The sequence below is a fragment of the Vibrio sp. Isolate30 genome, from assembly GCF_022397975.1.
Classification (GTDB): domain Bacteria; phylum Pseudomonadota; class Gammaproteobacteria; order Enterobacterales; family Vibrionaceae; genus Vibrio; species Vibrio fortis.
The window spans coordinates 39,046-60,133 of record NZ_JAKEUS010000002.1 but is presented as its reverse complement, the minus strand read 5'-3'; the positions used below and the strand labels follow the sequence as shown (position 1 = coordinate 60,133).

The 21,088-nt window shown below is 44.9% G+C and carries 20 protein-coding genes; 12 read left to right on the top strand and 8 right to left on the bottom strand.

Going from position 1 to position 21,088, the window contains the following annotated elements; translation table 11 throughout:
- Window positions 1-61 precede the first annotated feature (61 nt).
- Window positions 62-661, bottom strand: a complete 600-nt coding sequence (locus tag L1D60_RS07525; protein WP_239840531.1) for a LysE family translocator — start codon at window positions 659-661, stop codon at window positions 62-64.
- Window positions 662-781: 120 nt separating this feature from the next.
- Between L1D60_RS07525 and L1D60_RS07520 the strand changes: the two genes are divergently transcribed.
- Window positions 782-1,267 carry an Lrp/AsnC family transcriptional regulator gene (locus L1D60_RS07520; protein WP_004739989.1) on the top strand — a complete coding sequence of 162 codons (486 nt, stop codon included), beginning with the start codon at window positions 782-784 and terminating at the stop codon, window positions 1,265-1,267.
- A 106-nt stretch (window positions 1,268-1,373) separates the two neighbouring features.
- Here L1D60_RS07520 and L1D60_RS07515 read toward each other — a convergent pair whose 3' ends face one another.
- Window positions 1,374-2,744 carry an L-serine ammonia-lyase gene (locus L1D60_RS07515; RefSeq protein ID WP_239840530.1) on the bottom strand — a complete coding sequence of 457 codons (1,371 nt, stop codon included), beginning with the start codon at window positions 2,742-2,744 and terminating at the stop codon, window positions 1,374-1,376.
- Between the two features lie 26 nt (window positions 2,745-2,770).
- Window positions 2,771-4,312, bottom strand: coding sequence for a sodium/solute symporter (locus tag L1D60_RS07510; RefSeq protein ID WP_239840529.1), 1,542 nt, complete (start codon window positions 4,310-4,312; stop codon window positions 2,771-2,773).
- Between the two features lie 348 nt (window positions 4,313-4,660).
- On the opposite strand from L1D60_RS07510, the gene L1D60_RS07505 reads away from it, so the two are divergent.
- The 4 genes from L1D60_RS07505 to L1D60_RS07490 all read left to right on the top strand — a co-directional run bounded on the left by L1D60_RS07505 (window position 4,661) and on the right by L1D60_RS07490 (window position 9,609).
- A complete protein-coding gene (locus tag L1D60_RS07505) occupies window positions 4,661-5,956 on the top strand; it encodes an MFS transporter (protein WP_239840528.1) in 1,296 nt (431 codons plus the stop codon).
- A 128-nt stretch (window positions 5,957-6,084) separates the two neighbouring features.
- The gene (locus L1D60_RS07500) at window positions 6,085-7,101 is read left to right on the top strand and encodes a nuclear transport factor 2 family protein (RefSeq protein WP_239840527.1); all 1,017 of its coding nucleotides are present in this window, start codon (window positions 6,085-6,087) and stop codon (window positions 7,099-7,101) included.
- A gap of 199 nt (window positions 7,102-7,300) precedes the next feature.
- On the top strand, window positions 7,301-8,377 hold the full coding sequence (locus L1D60_RS07495; protein ID WP_239840526.1) for a porin: 1,077 nt from the start codon (window positions 7,301-7,303) through the stop codon (window positions 8,375-8,377).
- 206 nt (window positions 8,378-8,583) lie between these two features.
- Complete coding sequence (locus L1D60_RS07490; RefSeq protein WP_239840525.1) at window positions 8,584-9,609, top strand: LacI family DNA-binding transcriptional regulator; 1,026 nt, start codon at window positions 8,584-8,586, stop codon at window positions 9,607-9,609.
- A 70-nt stretch (window positions 9,610-9,679) separates the two neighbouring features.
- Here the strand turns inward: L1D60_RS07490 and L1D60_RS07485 are convergent, their stop codons facing one another.
- Window positions 9,680-11,182, bottom strand: a complete 1,503-nt coding sequence (locus tag L1D60_RS07485) for an arylsulfatase (protein WP_239840524.1) — start codon at window positions 11,180-11,182, stop codon at window positions 9,680-9,682.
- Between the two features lie 10 nt (window positions 11,183-11,192).
- Entirely contained in the window at window positions 11,193-11,582 is a 390-nt protein-coding gene (locus L1D60_RS07480; protein WP_239840523.1) for a DUF4345 domain-containing protein, read from the bottom strand.
- Between the two features lie 140 nt (window positions 11,583-11,722).
- Here L1D60_RS07480 and L1D60_RS07475 point away from each other — a divergent pair, with 140 nt between their 5' ends.
- Both L1D60_RS07475 and L1D60_RS07470 read left to right on the top strand, forming a co-directional pair.
- Complete coding sequence (locus tag L1D60_RS07475) at window positions 11,723-12,490, top strand: hypothetical protein (protein WP_239840522.1); 768 nt, start codon at window positions 11,723-11,725, stop codon at window positions 12,488-12,490.
- Window positions 12,491-12,843: 353 nt separating this feature from the next.
- On the top strand, window positions 12,844-13,410 hold the full coding sequence (locus L1D60_RS07470) for an outer membrane beta-barrel protein (protein WP_239840521.1): 567 nt from the start codon (window positions 12,844-12,846) through the stop codon (window positions 13,408-13,410).
- Between the two features lie 53 nt (window positions 13,411-13,463).
- Here the strand turns inward: L1D60_RS07470 and L1D60_RS07465 are convergent, their stop codons facing one another.
- Complete coding sequence (locus L1D60_RS07465) at window positions 13,464-13,865, bottom strand: globin (protein WP_239840520.1); 402 nt, start codon at window positions 13,863-13,865, stop codon at window positions 13,464-13,466.
- Window positions 13,866-14,096: 231 nt separating this feature from the next.
- Here L1D60_RS07465 and L1D60_RS07460 point away from each other — a divergent pair, with 231 nt between their 5' ends.
- From L1D60_RS07460 to L1D60_RS07445, 4 genes are all read left to right on the top strand, one after another.
- Window positions 14,097-14,999: a DMT family transporter gene (locus L1D60_RS07460; protein ID WP_239840519.1), complete on the top strand. Its 903-nt coding sequence runs from the start codon at window positions 14,097-14,099 to the stop codon at window positions 14,997-14,999.
- 302 nt (window positions 15,000-15,301) lie between these two features.
- Entirely contained in the window at window positions 15,302-15,499 is a 198-nt protein-coding gene (locus L1D60_RS07455; protein ID WP_239840518.1) for a hypothetical protein, read from the top strand.
- A 43-nt stretch (window positions 15,500-15,542) separates the two neighbouring features.
- Complete coding sequence (locus L1D60_RS07450; protein WP_239840517.1) at window positions 15,543-16,271, top strand: acetylxylan esterase; 729 nt, start codon at window positions 15,543-15,545, stop codon at window positions 16,269-16,271.
- Complete coding sequence (locus L1D60_RS07445) at window positions 16,261-16,989, top strand: alpha/beta hydrolase-fold protein (RefSeq protein ID WP_239840516.1); 729 nt, start codon at window positions 16,261-16,263, stop codon at window positions 16,987-16,989. The genes L1D60_RS07450 and L1D60_RS07445 overlap by 11 nt, the downstream gene beginning before the upstream one ends.
- 59 nt (window positions 16,990-17,048) lie before the next feature.
- Here L1D60_RS07445 and L1D60_RS07440 read toward each other — a convergent pair whose 3' ends face one another.
- The gene (locus L1D60_RS07440; protein WP_239840515.1) at window positions 17,049-17,600 is read right to left on the bottom strand and encodes a DUF1439 domain-containing protein; all 552 of its coding nucleotides are present in this window, start codon (window positions 17,598-17,600) and stop codon (window positions 17,049-17,051) included.
- 193 nt (window positions 17,601-17,793) lie between these two features.
- On the opposite strand from L1D60_RS07440, the gene L1D60_RS07435 reads away from it, so the two are divergent.
- A complete protein-coding gene (locus L1D60_RS07435) occupies window positions 17,794-19,128 on the top strand; it encodes a sigma-54 dependent transcriptional regulator (protein WP_239840514.1) in 1,335 nt (444 codons plus the stop codon).
- A gap of 130 nt (window positions 19,129-19,258) precedes the next feature.
- On the opposite strand, the gene L1D60_RS07430 is transcribed toward L1D60_RS07435, so the two are convergent.
- The gene (locus L1D60_RS07430) at window positions 19,259-21,043 is read right to left on the bottom strand and encodes a hypothetical protein (RefSeq protein WP_239840513.1); all 1,785 of its coding nucleotides are present in this window, start codon (window positions 21,041-21,043) and stop codon (window positions 19,259-19,261) included.
- Between the last annotated feature and the right edge of the window lie 45 nt (window positions 21,044-21,088).

Below are 21,088 nucleotides of genomic sequence, written 5' to 3'. Positions count from 1 at the left end.
GTACAAAAAAAGGATTGGCATTTCGACCAATCCTCTAAAACTCGCTATTCGTTTGGGAACGCTAAGCTGGTTGATACAACATAAATGCCACGACCATAGCCAAGCTTCCACCTAAACAACGGTTAACCATCACCATCTGTTTTGGTGATTGCAATAGACGCTGCAGCATAGTGCCGCAATACGCCCAAATCAACATACACAATACACCTGTCACCACCATGATGGTGGTAATCGTCACCACTTGAATCAGGTAATCAGCCTGTGTGGTGATGAACTGAGAAAATACCGTTAATGAAGCGATCCACCCTTTCGGGTTTAATACTTGAATCAAAACACCAGACATAAATCCTGAGCGATTCACCGAATCTTCTTGCTCAATCTCCATGTTGGCGATAGACCACGCCATAAACAGTAAATAAGCCGCCCCAAGGTATTTCATTACCGTGTAGATCTCTGGGTAAAGGGTAAATAGGCTCACCAAGCCAGCACTTGAACCCGCCAAGATGAAGATAATGCCAAAAGCGTTACCAGAGACAAAAGGCAATGTCGCCGCAAATCCATATCGGCTTGATATCCCAAGCAATGCAATGTTTCCTGCTCCCGGTGTAATTCCAATCGATATTGAAAACAACAAGAACGCCAGCATTAATTGAGCGCTCATTCTTTCTCTCCTAGTTGATAAAACGTTAGTGGGAGAAGAGTTTACCGATTCGAGTAGGAATTAAATTGCTATATGCGCTAGTATAAAAACAAATTTGAGCAGACTTTTTCTAAAAACACCATGAAAGTGAAAGAATCCACCAATGAAGTACTAGATGATACGGATATTGCCATTCTTGGACATATTCAAAAAGACGGACGCATGAGTAACAGCAAGCTCGCCGAGAAGGTCAACCTAAGCGAAACTCCTTGCTGGCGCCGTTGGAAGCGCATGGAAGAGACAGGCTATATTGATGGTTATACCGCGCAGCTTAACCGTAAAAAGCTAGGGCTTCATGTAGCCGGTTTTACCTTAGTGACTCTCGGCAACCATGAGGTTGAAAACACTGAGCCTTTTGAAGAATTTGTTGCAGTCACAGACTGGATCACCATGTGTCACTGCATTGCAGGTGGAGCCGACTACATGATTCAGGTGTTGGCGAGAGATCTGGAAGAGTACTTTGAGCGAATCAGCTCCATTCGACGAGTGAAAGGCGTCAGCGCAATTCAGTCTAATATCTCAGTGAAGGAGCTTAAGAACAGCTACCAACTGCCACTGCAAGATTAGTTGATTTAAAATTAAGAAAGCCCAGTCAGCGATAATACGACTGGGCTTTTTGTTGTCGTTCTTATAAGAATACCGGTCTCACAAAGGCTTGAGACTGAGTTGGTTTCTACTCACACGGATGTGCGAGATGAATCAGCGCCAAGCCACCTAAAGACGTTTCACGATATTTCTTATTCATGTCTTTACCCGTTTGATACATGGTCTCAATAACCTTATCAAGCGAGATCAAAGATTTACTATTCCGCTTCAACGCCATACGAGACGCATTAATGGCCTTCATCGCCCCCATCGCATTGCGCTCAATACACGGCACTTGTACCAAGCCTCCAATTGGGTCACACGTCATACCCAGCGAGTGCTCCATTGCGATCTCTGCAGCGATACAAATCTGCTCATTACTGCCACCACGTAATGCAGTTAAACCTGCAGCCGCCATAGAAGACGATACACCGACCTCACCTTGGCACCCTACTTCGGCACCTGATATTGAAGCGTTGGTTTTGTACAAAATACCGATCGCGCCCGACACCGCTAAAAAGTCTTTTAACTGCTTGGTATCCAACTCTTTAATGAAGCGATGGTAGTACATCAATACCGCTGGAATCACGCCTGCGGCACCATTGGTTGGTGATGTGACGACCTGACCGCCAGCTGCGTTTTCTTCACTTACTGCAAAAGCAAATAAGTTAATCCAGTCCATGATTTCCATTGGATCGTTCTCAACCGCTGCATTCGCTTCTAACTTTTTCAGTAGGTTTGGTGCACGGCGAGTGACGTTCAATCCACCATCAAGAATGCCTTCGGTTTCAAAACCACGCTCCATGCAACGGGACATCACGCGCCAGATTTGATCCGCCTTTTCAGAAATCGCATCAACGCCTTGGAAAGCCGACTCATTTTTCAGAATCATACCGCCTAAACTCATGCCATTTTTTTCAGCTTGCTCAAGCATCTCTTCAGCATTACTAAATGGATAGGCCACCTCTACCGATTCAGCCTGAGTGCCATTTTGCAGCTCATCGGCCGTTGCAATAAAACCGCCACCAATCGAGTAATAAGTTTCATCGATAATCGCATTTCCAGCTTGGTCGAATGCTGTGATCATCATGCCATTCTCATGAAGCGGTAGATTATCTTCATGAAACAGCATGTCAGCTTTGTAGTTAAACCCGATGTTGTGGCTACCACTTAACTGCAGTTCACCACTATCAATCGCATGACGCATCGCTTGGTTAGCACTGGTGATTCTAATCGTATCAGGCTTATTGCCGAGCAAGCCTAAAATGGTCGCTCTGTCAGTGTGATGCCCGATTCCTGTTAGTGACAGCGAACCATAAAGATCGACCTGAACACGAACCACCTCTGTGATTCTATCCGCGATTAATTGAGTGAAATGAAAACCCGCAATCATTGGGCCGTTGGTGTGTGAGCTCGAAGGCCCGACACCAATTTTGTAGATATCAAAGATCGATAACATAGAACTACCAGTAAAAAATCGGTCAATTAAGAAAGAGCGGCATAAAGCCAGTCAGGGATAACAGTACAAGCCGCGACGGTTACAACAGCAAACACCAATAAGCCGTAGTGACTCGCGGTAGGCTTAGCAAACAAATGCTTCTGCTTAGCGATAAATTCATTTTGTTGTTGAGTCACTTCACCAAAGAAACGGCTCACGAGTACACCAAGAACGAGAAAAACGACGGTGCCAATCAGAGCAAACCAAGGCCAAGAAACACCGCTGTACTTAGCAATAAACACCATCACAACACTGCCGATGCTGCCAACGATCACACCCTTCTCATTCGCTTTTTTGAAAAACAGCCCAAGAATGAAAGAACCCAAGCGAATACCAACAAAAATTGAAGTCAGGCTAGCAATAGTTTTCAGTACAGATTCATTTGAAACTGCGAGCAAAGCAGGCACAACCACGGATGCGGCGGCAACAAGGCTCATCTTTCTTGCTACCGATTCATAGTGAGCATCTGGTGCTTCCTTGCAGAAAAAGCGCTTATAAAAATCGAATGTAGCGACGGTTGCCATTGAGTTATAGGTTGAATCCAACGTCGACATAGCAGCCGCCGATAACGCGGCAATAACTAAACCGACAATGATTGGATTAGTGTGGTTAAACACAAAATCAAGAATCACTTCATTACTGTTTTCAAAGCTATTGTCTTGATAGAAGACGCTTAGCAACACGCCCATCACCGCGAAAAATAGATAGATGAAAAACGCACCATAGCCACACAGCAGCATCGATCTCTGTGCTGTTTTTACATCCTTTGTCGCCAACGTTCTTTGAATGATCAATTGGTTAGTGCCATATACACTCAAATGTAAAAAGCTCACCGCGACCAATCCAGCCCACAATGTAGTGTCAACACCCAAGTCAAATTCGAGGTTGATAATATTCAGATGTTCAGGAGACAGCACTTCCCCTGCATCAATCTTCATCAGTAATAGGCCGAAGATGGCAATGCTACCGATAATCAGCACTGCCGACTGAAGCATGTCGGTCCAGATTACAGTTGAGATGCCCCCAGCATAGGTATAAAGAGCGGTGAACAAACTGATGTAGATGATGGCTTCAGAGATCCCAATAGGCAGCACTTGCACCACTATCAATGCAACGGCATACAAAATCACACCCGCCGAAATGCATTGCACGACAATAAACACAATTGAATTGATGGTACGAGCAACAACGCCAAAACGGTGCTCTAGGTATTCATAAATTGAAGTCAGCCCGAGCTTGTAAAAAACGGGAACGAAGAAAACCACAGCGAAAAAGATCACTATCGGGTAATTCAAATGTACGCTCATTGCTTCCATACCTGAGCTATAAACCCAACCAGGCATGCCTACAAATGTCATTGCACTAATGTAGGTCGCAAGAATAGAAACCCCTGCAGTAAACCAGCCAAATTGCTTCCCGCCCGTGGAAAAATCGCCACCAACGCTATAACGCCTATTCACTAAGTAGCTGATAAACAGTGTGGTTAATACGTAGAGAGCGATCACCACAAAACTTGAGTACGTAACCATTTTGAGATTCCGTTTATTGTATTTCGCAAATTATTCGCTGCCAATATTACTTAAAATTGGATAATTTCCCTCAAAAACCCCCAATAAGTGTGAGTATTGTCACTAACATTGACGATTAAACGCTCAAAAAGTCCCAAAACGAGCAAAAACGCGATCTATTGGGATCAAGATCACCAAAATCGACAAAATGGGTACGCACTCATTTTAAAATTGACTTTGATCACGGATCTAATAACCACAAAAACTCTATTATCTCTCCCGAAACGAAGACAGCGTAGTGAACATCAATAACTACTACACTGTAATCAAAACTCATAACACCCTATATAAAATAAAGGTTTATCGGTCATGACTACGAAAAAACACATGAGCGAAGTTCCTATGATTCAAAGGGTAGCTGCTTATCTTGCAATTCTAGTAGGCTACTTTTTCTATTGTTATAACTTTGTAATTATTGACTACGTACGCCCATACATCGTTGATGCATATGATGGTATTAACTTAGCAGATACGGCTCAGTTCTATACATGGCAGTCGGTTGGTGCACTGATTGGTGCTCTAAGCTGTGCATGGGTGGCATCAAACTTTGGTAAGAAATCGACTCTTATTGTCATCACTGCATTGAACGGCGGCGCAACCATCATCAACATGATGTTTACTGACTACGCAATGTGGGCAGCAATGCGTTTCATTATCGGTATTTCTTTGGGTGGTTACTTCACTGTAGCGGTAAGCCTAATGATTGGCCTATTCACGCCAACGGTTCGCGGCAAGTTAACGGCATTCGCATCTTCTATGTTCTCTGTTGCTCTAATGGCGATGGGTGCTTACGCAGCGTTTATCTCTAGCATTGACGCACCGTGGCAGAGCCTAATGTGGGTAGGTGGTATTCCTCCTCTAGCCGCTGCAGTAGTGATGATCTTTATCCTACCAAGTGACAAAAAAGTGATCGCTTACGGTGAAGAAGATCAAGCCAAAGCAGAAGAATCAAATGCACCTGCGAAGAAAGGTTCTTGGGGTGAAATGCTAAGCGCACCATACCGCAAGCTAACCATTACTTGTCTACTTCTAGCGGGTCTTAACTTCTACGGTTACCAGTTCTTCTCAGGCTTTGTGACAACGTACCTAAAAGAAGTTCGTCAGTTTGACGGTGCAACTATCGGCATCATCTTCTCTATCTCAGCATTCGGTTCTCTATTCGGTGCTTGGGTATGGGGCGCAATTGCAGACAAATACGGTCGTAAGGTTAACGCATTTGGTTTCATCCTTGCGGGCATCATGGCATCAGTATTCTTCATCGCGCCAAGCGACGTGATGATCGGCAGCCTAAACATGCTGGCTATCCTGGGTCTTATCTACAACTTCGGCCTATCTGCTTCAGCGGTATGGGGTGGCTACTTCTCAGAACTGTTCCCAGCTCACCTACGCAGCTTCGGCGCAGCTCTGTTCCACGGTGGTCGTATCATCGGCATGTGGGCACCAATGGTGTTGGTATTCATCCAAGAGCGCAGCGACCTAGCAACAGCAATGTGGGGCTCACCAATCGTATGGATTGTGGCTGGTCTACTGTGGCTATCTCTACCAGAAACATTGAAAGGCGGCATCTTCGACAAGAGCAAAAAAGCGGAAACAGCTAAAGCTTAATCCCCTTTCGTTGAAGGTCTCTTAAGACGAGCAATAAACATTAATCCGGCTGAGCAGTCAGCCGGTAACAAAATCCAAATCGAGTCCTGTTCCGAATGTTGACTCGACAACAAAAAAGAGAATGAATTATGTCTAAATATCAAGAAGCTAAACGCATTGTTCGCGAATACTTTGATGCAATGGAAAACGCAACTCACGAGAACGTTGCTGAAGTGCTAAAAGCACACACTTCTGAAGATTACTTGTGGCGTGGTGTTTACCCATTCCGTGAGCAAGAAGGCGCTCAAGCGGCAGCTGACGTATTCTGGGCTCCAATGATGAAATCAATGACTCGCATGCAGCGTCGTCAAGACATCTTCATCGGCGGTAACAATGAAATCAACCCAGATGAAATTTGGGTAATGAGCATGGGTCACTTCATGGGTCTATTCGACGCTGAATACCTAGGCATGCGCCCTACTGGCAAGATCATGAACGTTCGCTACGCAGAATTTAACTGTGTTGTTGACGGCAAGATCACGAAGACAGGTCTATTCCTAGACCTATTAGGTATGATGGACCAAGCAGGCTGCTACCCACTACCACCATCAACAGGTAAGCACTTCGTATACCCTGGCCCACGTAATCACGACGGTCTACTGTTTGAAGATGCAGCGCCAGAAGAAGGCGTAGCAACGCTTGCTCTAGTGAACAAAATGGTTGATGACCTATCTGCACTTAACGACAGCGGCGCAATGGGTTGCCCACCAGAAGTGCTAGAGAAGAGCTGGTCTAAAGATATGATCTGGTACGGCCCTTGTGGTATCGGTGCATCTTACACTATCCCTCGCTACCAGAAGCAACACCAACTTCCTTTCCGTAACAACCTGAAAGACAAGAAGTTTAACGGTCACGTTTGTCGCTTCGCTGAAGGCAGCTTCTCTTGCTTCTTCGGTTGGCCGAACCTATCAAACACACCAACAGGTGGTTTCCTAGGTATGACTGGTGGCGAAGTTCGCGCAGACATGCAAGTAGTCGACGTTTACTACCGTGACGGCGACAAACTATCTGAAAACTGGGTACTGATCGACCTTCCTTTCTGGCTAAAACAGCAAGGTCTAGATGTGTTTGAACGCACTTCTTCAATCATGAACCCAACGCTGTAACCCTGTCCTATTGTCGACCGAGTTCATACCTACACTCGGTCGACATGACTGCCGAGGGCACCTTCTCGCCCTCGGCAACTTGCTCCACCCATAATAATCACTTTGTGCCTCACGGATGGGCACACCCTGCCAAACCATTACTAATATAACGGGCTTGAAAGCACGGTGGCTTTCTACGGCCTGAATAAAGAGAATTACAATGAAAAAGTCGATTCTTTCTGCGGTGATCCTGACAGCCCTGACCTCAGGTTCTGCTTTTGCTGCACATACTTTTACCAATGACGCGGGCGATAGCCTAACACTAGATGGTCGTTTTGATGTTCGTTACCACGATAAAGGTGGCGACCATAACGGTGAATGGAACAGCGGTAGCTCTCGTTTTGGCCTAAAAGGTCAAATGGGGTTAGACAACGACTGGACAGGCTTTGGCCATGCCGAATGGGGTTACAACTCTGGTGCTAACGGCAACAATATTTACGACCGACTCCTATACGCTGGCGTTGAGCACGATAAATACGGCAAGATCGCAGCAGGTACCAAGCAATGGTCGACCTTCTACGACGTAGCATGGTTTACCGATATGGGCCGTGTATTTGGTTCGCGTGGTTCAGGTTACTACAACCTATCTGATTGGGGCATCGCTTCGGGTACGGGCCGAGCTGAAAACTCAATCACTTACCGCAACAACATCAATGATAACTGGAAGTACGGCTTCACTTACCAAACCACTCGTGAAGATGTTGGACTAGCTGATGGTAAAACAGCAACTCTGAAAAACGGTATGGGTGCATCAACGTTATACACAGTTATGGACGGCCTAACCATTGGTCTAGCTTACCACCAGAATGAGTTTGACGATGTTGATGCGGGAGTTCAAAACATCAAGAATGGCGATACACAGCGCATTGGCTTATTAGGTGTGAACTACACCAACAACGGTCTGTTTGTCGGCTTCACGTACAGCCAAGGTTCAAACTGGGAAACCACCAGCCAAGCAGAGTTTTACGACCACCGCGGTGCTGAATTCTTCACTTACTACCACTTTGAGAACGGCTTACGCCCTACCTTCAACGTTAACTACTTAACGGATACAGACGACAACGCAAACGGCTATGAACGTCAATTGATTATCCCTGGTCTTGAATACCACTTTAAGAAGAACAAGTTCTTAGTATGGACGGAATACCAGTTTGATAACGGCAAAGACTCATACAACGGCGTGAAATACGAAAACAGCGACGACCAGTTTGCTGCCGGTATTCGTTACTACTTCTAACTTTGGACTTTACTGCCGAATAGAATAATTACACTCAAACTAAAGCTCTGCTTCTATGCAGAGCTTTTTTGGGTCATACCCAGTTAGCTACCCAACAACCTCACTTAAGCCTTATCTTTCATAGAATTTAACTAATTTGACTTTTTGAATACGTACCTACTTATGATACTCTACACGCCATTAATTCGGCTTAAAATGCATGGTCTATGAACTCTCCAAAACACTCCTCGGTAGCCAAAGCAACCGTAACCTCAAAAGATGTCGCTAAACTGGCTGGCGTTTCTCAATCTACCGTTTCTCGTGTATTTGTGCCGGGCAGTTCGGTTTCTGAAAAGACCAAGCAGAAAGTATTTGAAGCGGCGAAAGCGCTCAACTATCGCCCGAATGCCTTTGCCCGCAGCCTCACTACCAATGAATCTAAGTTAATTGGTCTGGTCTTCCCAGACGCTGACTACCCAATTCACATGAAAACCCTACAGCTCATCTCTACTGAGCTACAAAAGCAGGGTTACTCAGCGGTACTTATTCCGTGGCAAGTAGATGCCAATGACAATCACTCGATCCCGAATATCTTCCAATATCGAGTTGATGGTGTCATCGCTGCCTCCGCAACCTTCAATAAATCGCTTTATGAAGAGTGTGAAGAGTTCGATATTCCTATTGTTCAATACGCTCGTGTGGTTGAAGGCACCAAGAGCAGCCATGTAGTGAGTGACAACTATGCAGCCGGACAGCTTGCAGCACAGCAGTTCCACAACAGTGGCGTAACCTCTGCGGTTTACTTGACGGGTAACGTTCCAACGTACACCAATGACGAGCGCGAATCGGGCTTTTGTTCTGAGTTTGAAGACTTAACGGGCAAACAAGCGCGCGTTATCGAGGCAGACTATGACTACCTTGATGCGCTAGAGACAATTAGAACTCTGTTTGCAGAACCTTCTAAACCACAAGCCATTTTCTGTGCGACAGATAACCTTGCGATGGCAGTAATGGACGTAGCTCGATTGGAGTTCAACCTACGTATTCCTGAGGATCTGCAAGTCATTGGTTTTGATGATATCCCGCAAACGCAATGGCTCAATTATCAGCTGAGTACTTTCAAACAAGACTTTAAACGCCTTGCTCGCGAGTCTGTGAAGATTGTTGTAAACCAGATCCAAGACCAAGAGACAAGCCTTGTAAAATTGATGGTTCCGGTGAAGTTTATTGAGCGAAAAACGACACTCAAGTAACACCGGTCAATAACGTATTCTTAGAAAAATCCCGCTCATCTAGAGCGGGATTTTTTATTTTGATACTTAATTAGTTACCCACACCACCGGTATTTTCTGGTTGGGTTTCTGGCGTTTTAGGTGGCCACTCTTTGAAGGTAGCGAGGTGCTGTTGTACTGCGGCTTGCGCAGGACCAAATGCCCACATTTTTTGCCCCATCCACTTCAAGTACATACCCGACTCTTCTGCCGCTCGCTCATAAGGATCGCGTCGTAAGTTGAACAGTAGCGGTGCATTAAGCTCCTCTTTTGGACCACTCCAACCATGATTTTGAACCACGAAGTGTGCCTTCCAATCTCCGACTCGAACCGCTTGCAGCTTGTCACGTTCGTAGTAGTAAATCTCTTTACGATTTGACTCACCCTTCTCCGTCAACATATCGACTTGGTTATAGCCATCGAGGTGCGCTTTAAACCCATCGTGACCTTTAAGCATTTTCTCTTTCAGATCCGCTGGACCACCAGCAGCCGCAACAAGGGTTGGTAACCAGTCCATGCCATCGAAGATGCCGTTGCCCACGCTACCTGCAGGGATCTTGCCCGGCCAACTTACGAGAGCCGGAGCACGAACACCACCTTCCCATGTAGTCCCTTTTTCTCCACGATATGGCGTCATACCGCCATCTGGCCACGTCATGATTTCAGGGCCATTGTCAGCCGTAAAAATGATTATGGTGTTATCAGCGATGCCGAGCTCTTCCATTTTGGCGAGCATTTCACCCACATGATCATCGAGATCTTTCATCACGACTTCTTGCAGTCCCCAACCATTTTGGCCAAGCATAGCTTCGTATTCAGGAGAAAGATGCGTCCAGACATGACCACGTGATGGACAATACCAAGTGAAGAAAGGCTTATCCGCTTCGACAGCTCGTTCAATGAAGTTTATCGCGTGCTTATTCACTTCATCGTCGAGAGTACGCATACGCTCGATTGACAGTGCACCATCATCTTCAATGGTTTGCCCACCCTTGCCATCAGACTTTGCATAAATCACATTGCGAGGAGCAAATGCATCCAACGAACCGTCTTTTGGCCAATCTGGATCTTCTGTGTATTCCATCGCATTCAAGTGATACAACCAACCCCAATACTCATCAAAGCCGTGCATTGTCGGTAAGAATTCGTCACGGTCACCTAAGTGGTTTTTACCAAACTGACCTGTGACATAGCCCATGGTTTTGAGAATTTCTGGTAGCGTTGGCGTGTCAGCATGTAAACCAACTGGCCCACCTGGTAAACCGACAGTATGCATACCTGTTCTAACAGGCAGTTGACCAGTCAAAAAAGCAGAGCGACCTGCTGTACAAGAAGGTTGGGCGTAGTAATCGGTCAGTAGCATGCCCTTTTCAGCAATACTATCAATGTTGGGAGTCTGACTGCTCATCACACCGTTGTGATACGCACTTAAATTTGAAATACCAATATCATCGGTGAAAATAACGAAGATGTTAGGTTTGTCTTGAGCCGAGAAAGCAGACAGAGACCAGCTTCCCATAACGACCATCAACAGCAAGTGAAGCATCCTTTTCATAGTTCGTTCCTTATGCATTATTAGACTGTTCATTCATAACCATTTTTATACCCACCAGGCCAAAACCAATTTCAAGCCCGAGATACACCACTAACAGCCAGTGTGGCATACCATCGACAACCAAACTGAATACTCGCCCTGCAGCGAGACCCAGCATAAATATGACCAAGCTATAAAGAGCCGGCAGACGATATTTTTGAATCATTGCACCCGCGAGCCAAAACAGTACCAGAGCTAAATAAAGCCCCATCACCGCTCTAAAGATATGAGACACATTGGTTGGGGTTGCATCAATAGCGAAAAGATAATCAAGAGAAACCGTTGGCGCGTAGCCGTAAGAGAGGGCGATAGGTGTAAGCCCAAGGGCAGCAACAATGAGAAAAATACTCTGTGGATTCATGCGATTGCTCTTTATTTGACCTGTTTCTGAAAACATAGCCTACAATCAAAAATAAACAAGTTGCATAGCCAGCAAGTCTGCGTTCATTCATGGTTATTCAACATCACATTTATACATTGGAACGTTATAGGGATATTTATATGGCTCGATGGAAATACCTACTTGCTCCTCTTCTCTGTACAAGCTTTATCACTCAGGCTCAAAGCGCCGAAGGTCATGATTCAACAAAGCAGTGGCAGCACAGCATAGAAATCTATGCCTTGGCTCTTAATATTCGAGGCGATACTTCAATTGCTAACCTCTCAACCGATGTGGATGTCGATCCCTCTTTCATCATGGACCATCTCGACATGGGGGCCATGCTCAGGCTGGAAGGTATTTACGACAATCAATGGGGCTACTATGTCGACTACAGCTTTATGAAGCTCAGCGGTAAAGCTGACTCAATTGTTGGTAATGCTGGGCTCTTAAAAGGTGAGGTCGACATTCGACAAGGCGTACTCGAAACCAAGGGCTTTAAACGTTACCAGTATGACTTCGGCATGATTGATTACATGGTGGGCTTTCGGTGGTGGGATAACGATATCGATACCAAGCTCTACTCTAGTGGCGGGCTGATCAACAACTCACGGTCTTTGGATGAAGACTGGATTGACTATCTCATTGGCGCTCGTTGGACACAACAACTCAATAGTGACTGGCGCGTTCATGCCAGCATAGATATCGGCTTTGGCAGCGACACTGATTTTACATCGGGGATCTTATTGGGCACGCGCTACCAGATTAACGATTGGTCTGACTTAAACATTGCCTATAAATCAACCTGGGTGGACTACAGTAACCCGGGGACATTTAGCTACGACACTGCGTCTCAAGGATTCTTAGTCGGTTGGGCTGCTCATTTTTAAATCGCTTCTAACCTATCGATGAGTTTAACACTGACAGATCACACAACCGAGCGTTTAATTTTAATTAAATCTATCCTATTTCAAGCCTCTTCAAGCTCTAGTAATAACCGATTTACTAGAGCTTACCATCCCGCATTAAGTGATATAAAAAATCGCTAAAACACTAATATTCAAAAGCTTAATAACCATCGAACACGAATCACTTCATCTAAAAAAACATATTTTGAGCCTTTGAAGCCACCCGACTTTGTATTGAGATATTTAATCATTCTTAATTCAATTTGAACGGTGTTTTTTATTTTCAAAATGCCGCTAGAATCCTCCCCCGAAATTTATCAACCAGAGAGAAAACAATGAAAAAATTAGTCTTAGCGCTGTGTGTTATGGCATCGACTTCCGCGGTAGCATCAAATGAAATGTATGCGTTAGGCGGGGTAGGTATCGATAGTAGTGATGTTGGTGGTCAATTTACTTTCGGAAGCCAAATCATGCAAAGCAACTGGTATATCGATTCGACATTGCTTGCAATTAGTGTAGATGAGAAATCGAGCTATAACACTGGTAACGACACAGTACACCGAAAAGAAAAGTTCGATACATTAATGCTCTCGATAGCACCAATGTACAAGCACAACTTCAGCAACAACTTCGCTATTTTTGGTAAAGTTGGGGCACTATACTCACACTCAGATACCAAGCTCACGTTTAGCTCGAATCAAGGTACTGAAGTAAAGAAAGGCTCTCATGGTGATCTTGGATTAACTTATGGTATTGGCGCAGAGTACAAGTCAACAAAGCCGGTATTTGGTCACTCTAAATTGCTTACTCGTATAGGGTTTGACTGGTACGAGTTTGGTGGTTCAAGCAGCTGGTACACCACCGATTCTGTATTTGGTATCCAAACGGGCTTTACCTTCTAATCGAGCCCTCATTACCTTTGATTAAGCCTCGTGAAACACGAGGCTTATTTGATTTAGACAACACACTCTTTCTTCATAATGCTCAATCCTAATCTCAGCGTTTCTGTCCATGCCGCATCCACACTCTCATCGTACAAGGGATCGAACTTTTTCACGGTATTGAGCAGCGCATCAAACCAAGCATTAAGCTCATCTTCAGAGATATTGAGGCCTAAGTTCTTATGGCGTCTACCAAGGTTTTTCACCGAATTACGAACACTGGGCAAAGATGCAGAATTGTAGATTAAGATGATCGATGCCTTGAGCATTTTGGTTTGCTCTTCTAACCCAACGCTGGCAAATCGCTCAGAAAACCTTGGATTATGTTCACAGAAGTCACTGAGGAACACTTCCAAAAACTCTTGATCGATTCGGCATCGTTGAAAGCTCTCATAAAACCGTTCGCTGTGATCCATTTCGCTCTCCTTAAAAGTCTTCCCTTATCATTATATGCGACATCAGTATAAAAAGGGTTGCATAATTTATTGTGACTGTAAAACTACAACTACAACTACAACTACAACTACAACTACAACTACAACTACAAGGGTAAAGAAAAAGAATAATTTTCAATTCGCTTACGTTGACCAAACGCAATTAGGGTATGATTCGGTTTCAGCTCTTCTATAACTCACAAAGACGACCCTATGCCTTCACTATCATTTTCATTCATCCCCGTTGGGGTTCGCTTTATGTTGCTCTCCGCATTAGGCTTTGCACTGATGTCCGCGTGCGTAAAGTACGTGAGCAACTACGGTATCCCCGTCTTTGAAATTGTCGCGGCTAGGGCTCTGGTATCTCTTATAATTAGTTATGTTGATGTGAGACGCAAAGGAATCTCTGTTTGGGGTAACAACAAGCCTCTGTTGTTTGTGAGAGGTGCCGTAGGTACCGCAGCATTGATGTGTGTTTACTATGCAGTAACAACACTGCCACTGGCGGAAGCGACCATTCTTCAATACGTGCACCCCGTATTCACTGCCCTACTTGGTGTTCTTTTTCTCAAAGAGCGTGTGCAAACCTCGACCATGATCTGTATCGCGTTTTGTCTTGCGGGTCTGTTTGTCATGGTTCAACCAAATATGAACAGCGACATTAGCAACGAGCTGCCTCTGTTTAGCATCATGGTCGCACTAATTGGTGCGTTTGGTAGCTCAATTGCCTACGTGATCGTGCGTAAGCTCAGTCAAACCGAAGATAGCTCAGTGATCATTCTCTACTTCCCTATGGTGGCTTTGCCGGTATCAATAGCATTGATTTGGAACGACTTTGTATGGCCAAGCTTCTTTATCACTATCATGCTCGTACTAGTCGGTGTGTTTACGCAAATTGGACAATATGGACTGACGAAAGCAATGCAGACTCAAGCAGCAGGCAAAGCCTCAGCCTACTCCTATGTACAGATTGTCTTTTCGGCACTGCTTGGGGTGTGGCTATTCAATGAAGTGCCATCCATTTGGACTTACCTAGGTGGTGGATTAATCGTGACAGGTGCATTAATTAACGTCTTCGGAAAGCAACTATTAAAGCCTTTCCAAAAAGCGCAATAACCCTAATTAAATCGTCAGCGCAATACATCGAGCTTTACCAAAAAGTCGCCTTCTACGGCGACTTTTTCATTAAACCTTCTTTATCAACTCCCTCAGTAACTCCATAAATTGCAACCTTTAAAGGCCATTTCACGCTTTTTATTCTAAATAACCAACTAATAGTCTATAAAACAATAAGGGGGTAGATGCATACGTTGCTCAATTGAGTTGTGGTCTAGCTCAAACAATGCGTTCGCAATAAGCATGTAATATTAAGTAGTTAACGTTTTTCTTTCCACGCTGATAACCGTAGCGAGATGCCAGTGACTCTTAGACATAATTACGACTTCGACCCGACCTATGGATACGACTTAGACCAACTGTTACAAGTTGAATCTAGCGTCACACCAGCCGACTTCGCGTACTTTTGGCAACAAAAATATGAGCGCGCTATGCAGGTAACACCCTATGTCAGCTTGCAAGACACTGGGCGAATTGTGAATTCACTGGCGTGTATTTGATTGCTACTACAACTCAACCGACGGCATGAGAATCGGTGGGTGGTTGTTACTACCAGAAAAAGAAGAGATCCACTGTGCCGTAGTTTGGGCACATGGTTACGGCGGACTTGATGAGCCAGATACCAGTTGGAAGCTAAGGCACACGGCAATGTTAGTTCCATGTGTGCGTGGAATCAGCCGCAGTCAGCATCATCCAATCTCTGACGATCCCTATTGGCATGTGCTGCACAACGTTCAAGATAGAGAACACTACATTATCGGTGGATGCGTTCAAGATTTGTGGTGTGGTATTTCTGCGCTACTGACGCTGTACCCAAACCTTAAATACAAAATCGGTATGATAGGTAACAGCTTAGGCGGCGGCCTTGCTATCTTTGCCAGCGCCTTTGATAAGCGCATTAAACGTTGTCACTTCCATGTTCCAACGTTTGGCAACGTCGCACTCCGACTAACGATGCCAACCATCGGCAGTACACAAGCACTCATCGACTTTGGCAATCAAGCGCTGCTTGCGCGCAATCTTCCCTATTTCGATACCTCATGTGCCGCTAAGTTCATTACACAACCCTCTCATTGGGGGGTGGCACTCTTCGACCCTTATGTTGCTCCTCCCGGCCAATTCAGTGCTTACAACGCCTGCAAAGGTGATAAAGAACTGTTTGTATTAGAAGCTGGCCACTTTATTTACCGAGGAGAAGGTAAGCAGCGTCGTGAACTGCGTAAGAACGTCGAAGCCTTCTTTAAAACGTTGGGGAATTGCGATGAATCGTGAGTACCACAAATGGTGGAGCCCTAACCTCAATCGTAATATGGAGTTGCTCATCTTTGGTCATGCAGGTGCGAAAGTCTTGGTCTTTCCAACACGCACAGGACGTTTCTATGAGTATGAGAACTTAGGATTGGTCGATTCCGTTGCCGAGAAAATCAACGCTGGTCAACTGCAACTCTACTGTGTCGACAGTATTGATACCGAAAGCATGTACTGTTTTTGGGCGCATCCATTTGGCCGAATGCATCGCCATTGTCAGTACGAGGAATACATATTACGAGAAGTTCTGCCACTGATGGCCAAAAAAAACAGCCACCCTTGCACCATTTCACACGGGTGCTCATTAGGAGCCTATCACGCCGCTACCCTATTTTTCCGCCACCCTCATCTATTTCAAAAACTGGTCGCGTTCTCTGGTCGCTATGACCTCACTTGGAGCACCGAGTCGTTTCGAGATCTCTTTGACGGTCAGTACAATGATGAAATCTACTACCACACTCCGACTCATTTCCTACCGGGTTTGCCACCATCCGATCAACTCACCCAAATTAGGAACAGTGACATTGTTTTTGCAATCGGTAAGGAAGACCCTTTCTTACAAAACAACCACCAGCTCAGTCGTATTTTGAATCAGAAAGGTATTAAACATCGAATGTATGAGTGGGACGGAAGAGCGCATCGAGGACGTTATTGGCGTAAGATGATCCCGCTTTATCTTTGATTCTATACCGCTCTACCTCTAAGCCTATTTAAGGGGGATCACCTCGCTTACCAGCAGACTTAATCAAACAACTCTATGACTAGCTTGTTGTTTTGAATAACCAGATTCGGCTCCGCTGACTTCAAAAGCGCTTCCTGTACTTTAGCACCGTCAAGTTTATAGACAGGTTGCTGAGACAGTGCCAATCCAATCATGGACACGGCGGGTTGCAATAGATTAGCGATATTTTCAGGCAGTTGTTTACCGCTCTCATTGAAGTTTTCTAAACGCAGTGATTTTAAATACACTTCCCCACTTTCTTTGTCATATTCAGGGACAGCGCTGAACTCGATATCCAGGTCTAGCCCAAGATTTTGCATATTGAATACCTGAACCTGCGCATTGGTATTCGCAAAGATAGACACACGATCGGCATCTGCTCGCCCAATTTTTACTTGCAAATCTTCGACTGCAACTTGCGCATACATCATATTTTCGACACCAACGGATTGGTTGATTTCCACTGACTCTTGCAAGTAATCGGTCATATCCTTTTCAGTGATGCTATAGCTTGCACAACCACCTAGCAGAGCCACTAACGGAAGAACCAACCATACAATTCGCTTCGACATACACTCTTCACTCCAACGACTTACCTTACTTATTATAAACAACACGCAATAATGACAATAATGACAATAATGACAATAATGACAATAATGACAATAATGACAATAATGACAATAATGACAATAATATCATTAATAGAAATACGAGGACTTCCAATCTACTATTAGAGAGGGCACATATAAGTAAAGCGAACCTATGATGCAGATGTCAACCGAACAAAAAGACAGACGATGCGCTGTCGTACTTTGTCATGGCAATCATACCTTGCTTCATGATTGGGTAGATTCGTTACGACGTGAGCATTGGGATATCGTCAAGGTAAACACCATGGACGCCCTAACTAACGTGTTAGAAACACACAAAATACCCGTTGTTATTGTGTGCCTTGATGAGCCCGTCACCAATGCAACCTGTCAGTCTCTCATTATGCTTAAACAGAGGTTTTCGAACCTCGGCTTGATAGGTATTTTTAATGACAAGCCTTCCCGTAACCTTTCATTTATTCATCACTGCTTTTGGGACTATTTCCACCACCCGATAGATGCAAAGTGGCTTGCCAAAAGCTTAGGGCACTTATTGGGCATGACCGATGGTGAGCCCGTAAAACACCACCTAACTGAAAGAGAAAAACGTTACCGATTGATTGGCGAATCAAGCGTCATTCAAGATATAAAAGCGCAAATAGATAAGGTTGCTCATTCAACTTACCCCGTTTTGATTCAGGGTGAAACCGGAACAGGTAAAAGCTTATGCGCAAGAATGATCCACAACCAATCACCGCGTAAACATCAACCGTTTGTCGCCTTGAACTGTGGCGCTATCCCTCACTCTCTAATTCATTCAGAGCTTTTCGGCTATGAGAAAGGCGCTTTCACTGGCGCAGCGAAGCGCTATATTGGTCACGTGGAGCGCGCACAAAATGGCACGCTGTTCTTGGATGAAATCGGGGACCTAGAACTCCCGCTGCAAACGTATCTATTGCACTTTCTAGAAAATCATCACATTGAACGCTTAGGCAGTAACAAGCAAATCGCGATAAATTGCCGAGTTCTGTTTGCCACTAACATCAACCTTGAACAAGCCGTGGCTGCTGGTCGATTCAGAAAAGACCTTTTCCATCGAATTAATGTCCTAAACCTTGATATCCCGCCACTATCCGAACATCGTGAAGACATCGAGGCGCTAGTGCATTTCGAACTCCAGAAAAATCACGCCAGCCACTTTTCCATTTCGAGAAAAACACTCAGTACGCTTAAACAATATCAATGGCCGGGAAATATTCGAGAGCTATTTAACGCCGTAAAAAGAGCGGTGGTTTACGCTGATCACTCACGCCTTGAAACTCGACATATGCAGCTTGCATTTAAGGAACCACACAGCAATAACTTAGTAGAAGATACGTTAACCGCGGAACACATCAAACAAACCATCGAACAGCAACACTACAATATCTCTGCGACCGCTCGTGCTTTGGACATCTCACGAACCACTCTATACAAACTGCTCAAACTGCACCGAATTAGTTATTAAACGACGTTGGGTATTGAAACAGCATTGGTCATTAAAACAGAATTGATTCTTGATACAGAGCCTATGATTTCAACGGGATACGCAACTAAAAAGGCAGCCGAACGTTCGGCTGCCTTTTCATTCAGGTTTGTTATTCAACGAATGGGCACACATCACATGTCGCTATGTTGGATGTCTCCATAAATGCTTCTTGCAAGAATAGAGAATCAAACGTTGCGGTGACCTGATTAGATAGCATGCCATTGACTCCACCTGGCAACACATTAGGAGCATATGTGTTGGTCACTGTCGTACACACTTGTCCTATAGCGTCATCGAAATTTGGAATCCAATCACCACTGCCATCTTTACAACCATACAATTCTGGCGAGTCGCTCAAAGCTGCACACGTGTTACCGACACCACAACTGGTCACATCCGCTAAGCCATCACATTGCTTCGCAAAGTCGAGGTAGTAATTGGCATTGATAACATCAGCAGGAAGGTCGTTTCGATCAAGAGAACCGTCTTGATTGTCACTCAACGCCTCAATTGCTAGAGGTATGTCACCCGTATTACAGATCTCAACATTGTATGTTTTCTTCAATACAACTTGATTGCCCTCCACCTCTAAGAAGCTATTACACGCTTTAGAGATCTCGACCATAGGGCTGAGATCGAGCGGCGGACAGTTATAAGCGACGGGTTCTTGAGCGGAAACAATCAATCCATCAAGATTGACAGAGCCATCTACAGTACCCACAGCGCCGTTGGTCGGAGAAAGATAACTGCCACTCACCATAAACGACTCACCAACGCTCCAAACTCCGTCTCCATCATTGCCGATTTGAGGAATCACACCCGCCAAAGCGACGTCAGAGATAAAATCAATTTCGTAGTTACCCGTAGTACCTAGCGTACCCGGCCCTGAATTTGTCACTGTCACTGTGTAGTCAATGTTGAAGTTACCATCCACGGTAATGGATGAAGTATTACATTGCGCTGCTACATTGATACTACACAAACTAAATGAACCAACAACAAAGTCGGCTAGCGAAGCATCAATCGATCGAGAGGCGCGTGATTCAACTAAGAAACTACTGAAACAAGGAATTTGCGTGACACCGAAGTCATCTTGCAGAAGTTTGGTTAAGTTCAAACGTCCTTCAACAAAACTTTCGATAGGAATCTCGGTCGTTTCGCCTGTTTTCGCTTCATATTCCCAACCCGCAACATTAGGTAGTGGAATCGCTCCAATAGAGGGATCGTTCGATATTGCACAGATCTTATCCACTCCAACCGCTCCACTTCCGCAGCGAGCACCGACAAAACCAGCAGATTTAGGGTCACCTGCCGTTTGGAATAAACGAGTTAAGTTGTCTGTCACATCACCATTACCAAAATCCCACTGCAGAACTTCAATGTATGGATTTCCCGATGCCGATTGAGGAAAAGAAATCAGTACCAGAATGTCCCCATTGACATGCTGACCAGAGAAGCTGCCCTTCGTACTTCCTTGTGGTAAGCCTATTTGATCTTGTAAAAACCAAAAGCCTATGTACATATCACCATTATTCGCATAACGATCTGCCCCGAAATAGATCAATAGATCCCCTTCGCTCTCAAACGCTGCCGCGTAACCATTGGTGAAGTCATCCTTAGGTTGCGGGGATGCAGTCCTGAATGCCCAGTCGGTAATATCTGAGTCATCCTTAGAACCACCTTTCCAAAAGATTTCATCCGAACCATTTCTATCTTTTTGGAAAAACTCCGCGATTCCTACCATATTTTGCTGAACGTTGACGTCATCCCAGTCAGTGCCAGTGTCAGTACTTGATGCGTCCCCATCAAGCTCCAACACGTCGACCGTCGCCCCAACGTAATATGGGGTAACCATCAACAGTGCAATACTGAGTAAGTATTTTATACCTTTCATATCCTGCCTCCATGTAAACCATCATCGCCTTTCTGTTTAAGCCCA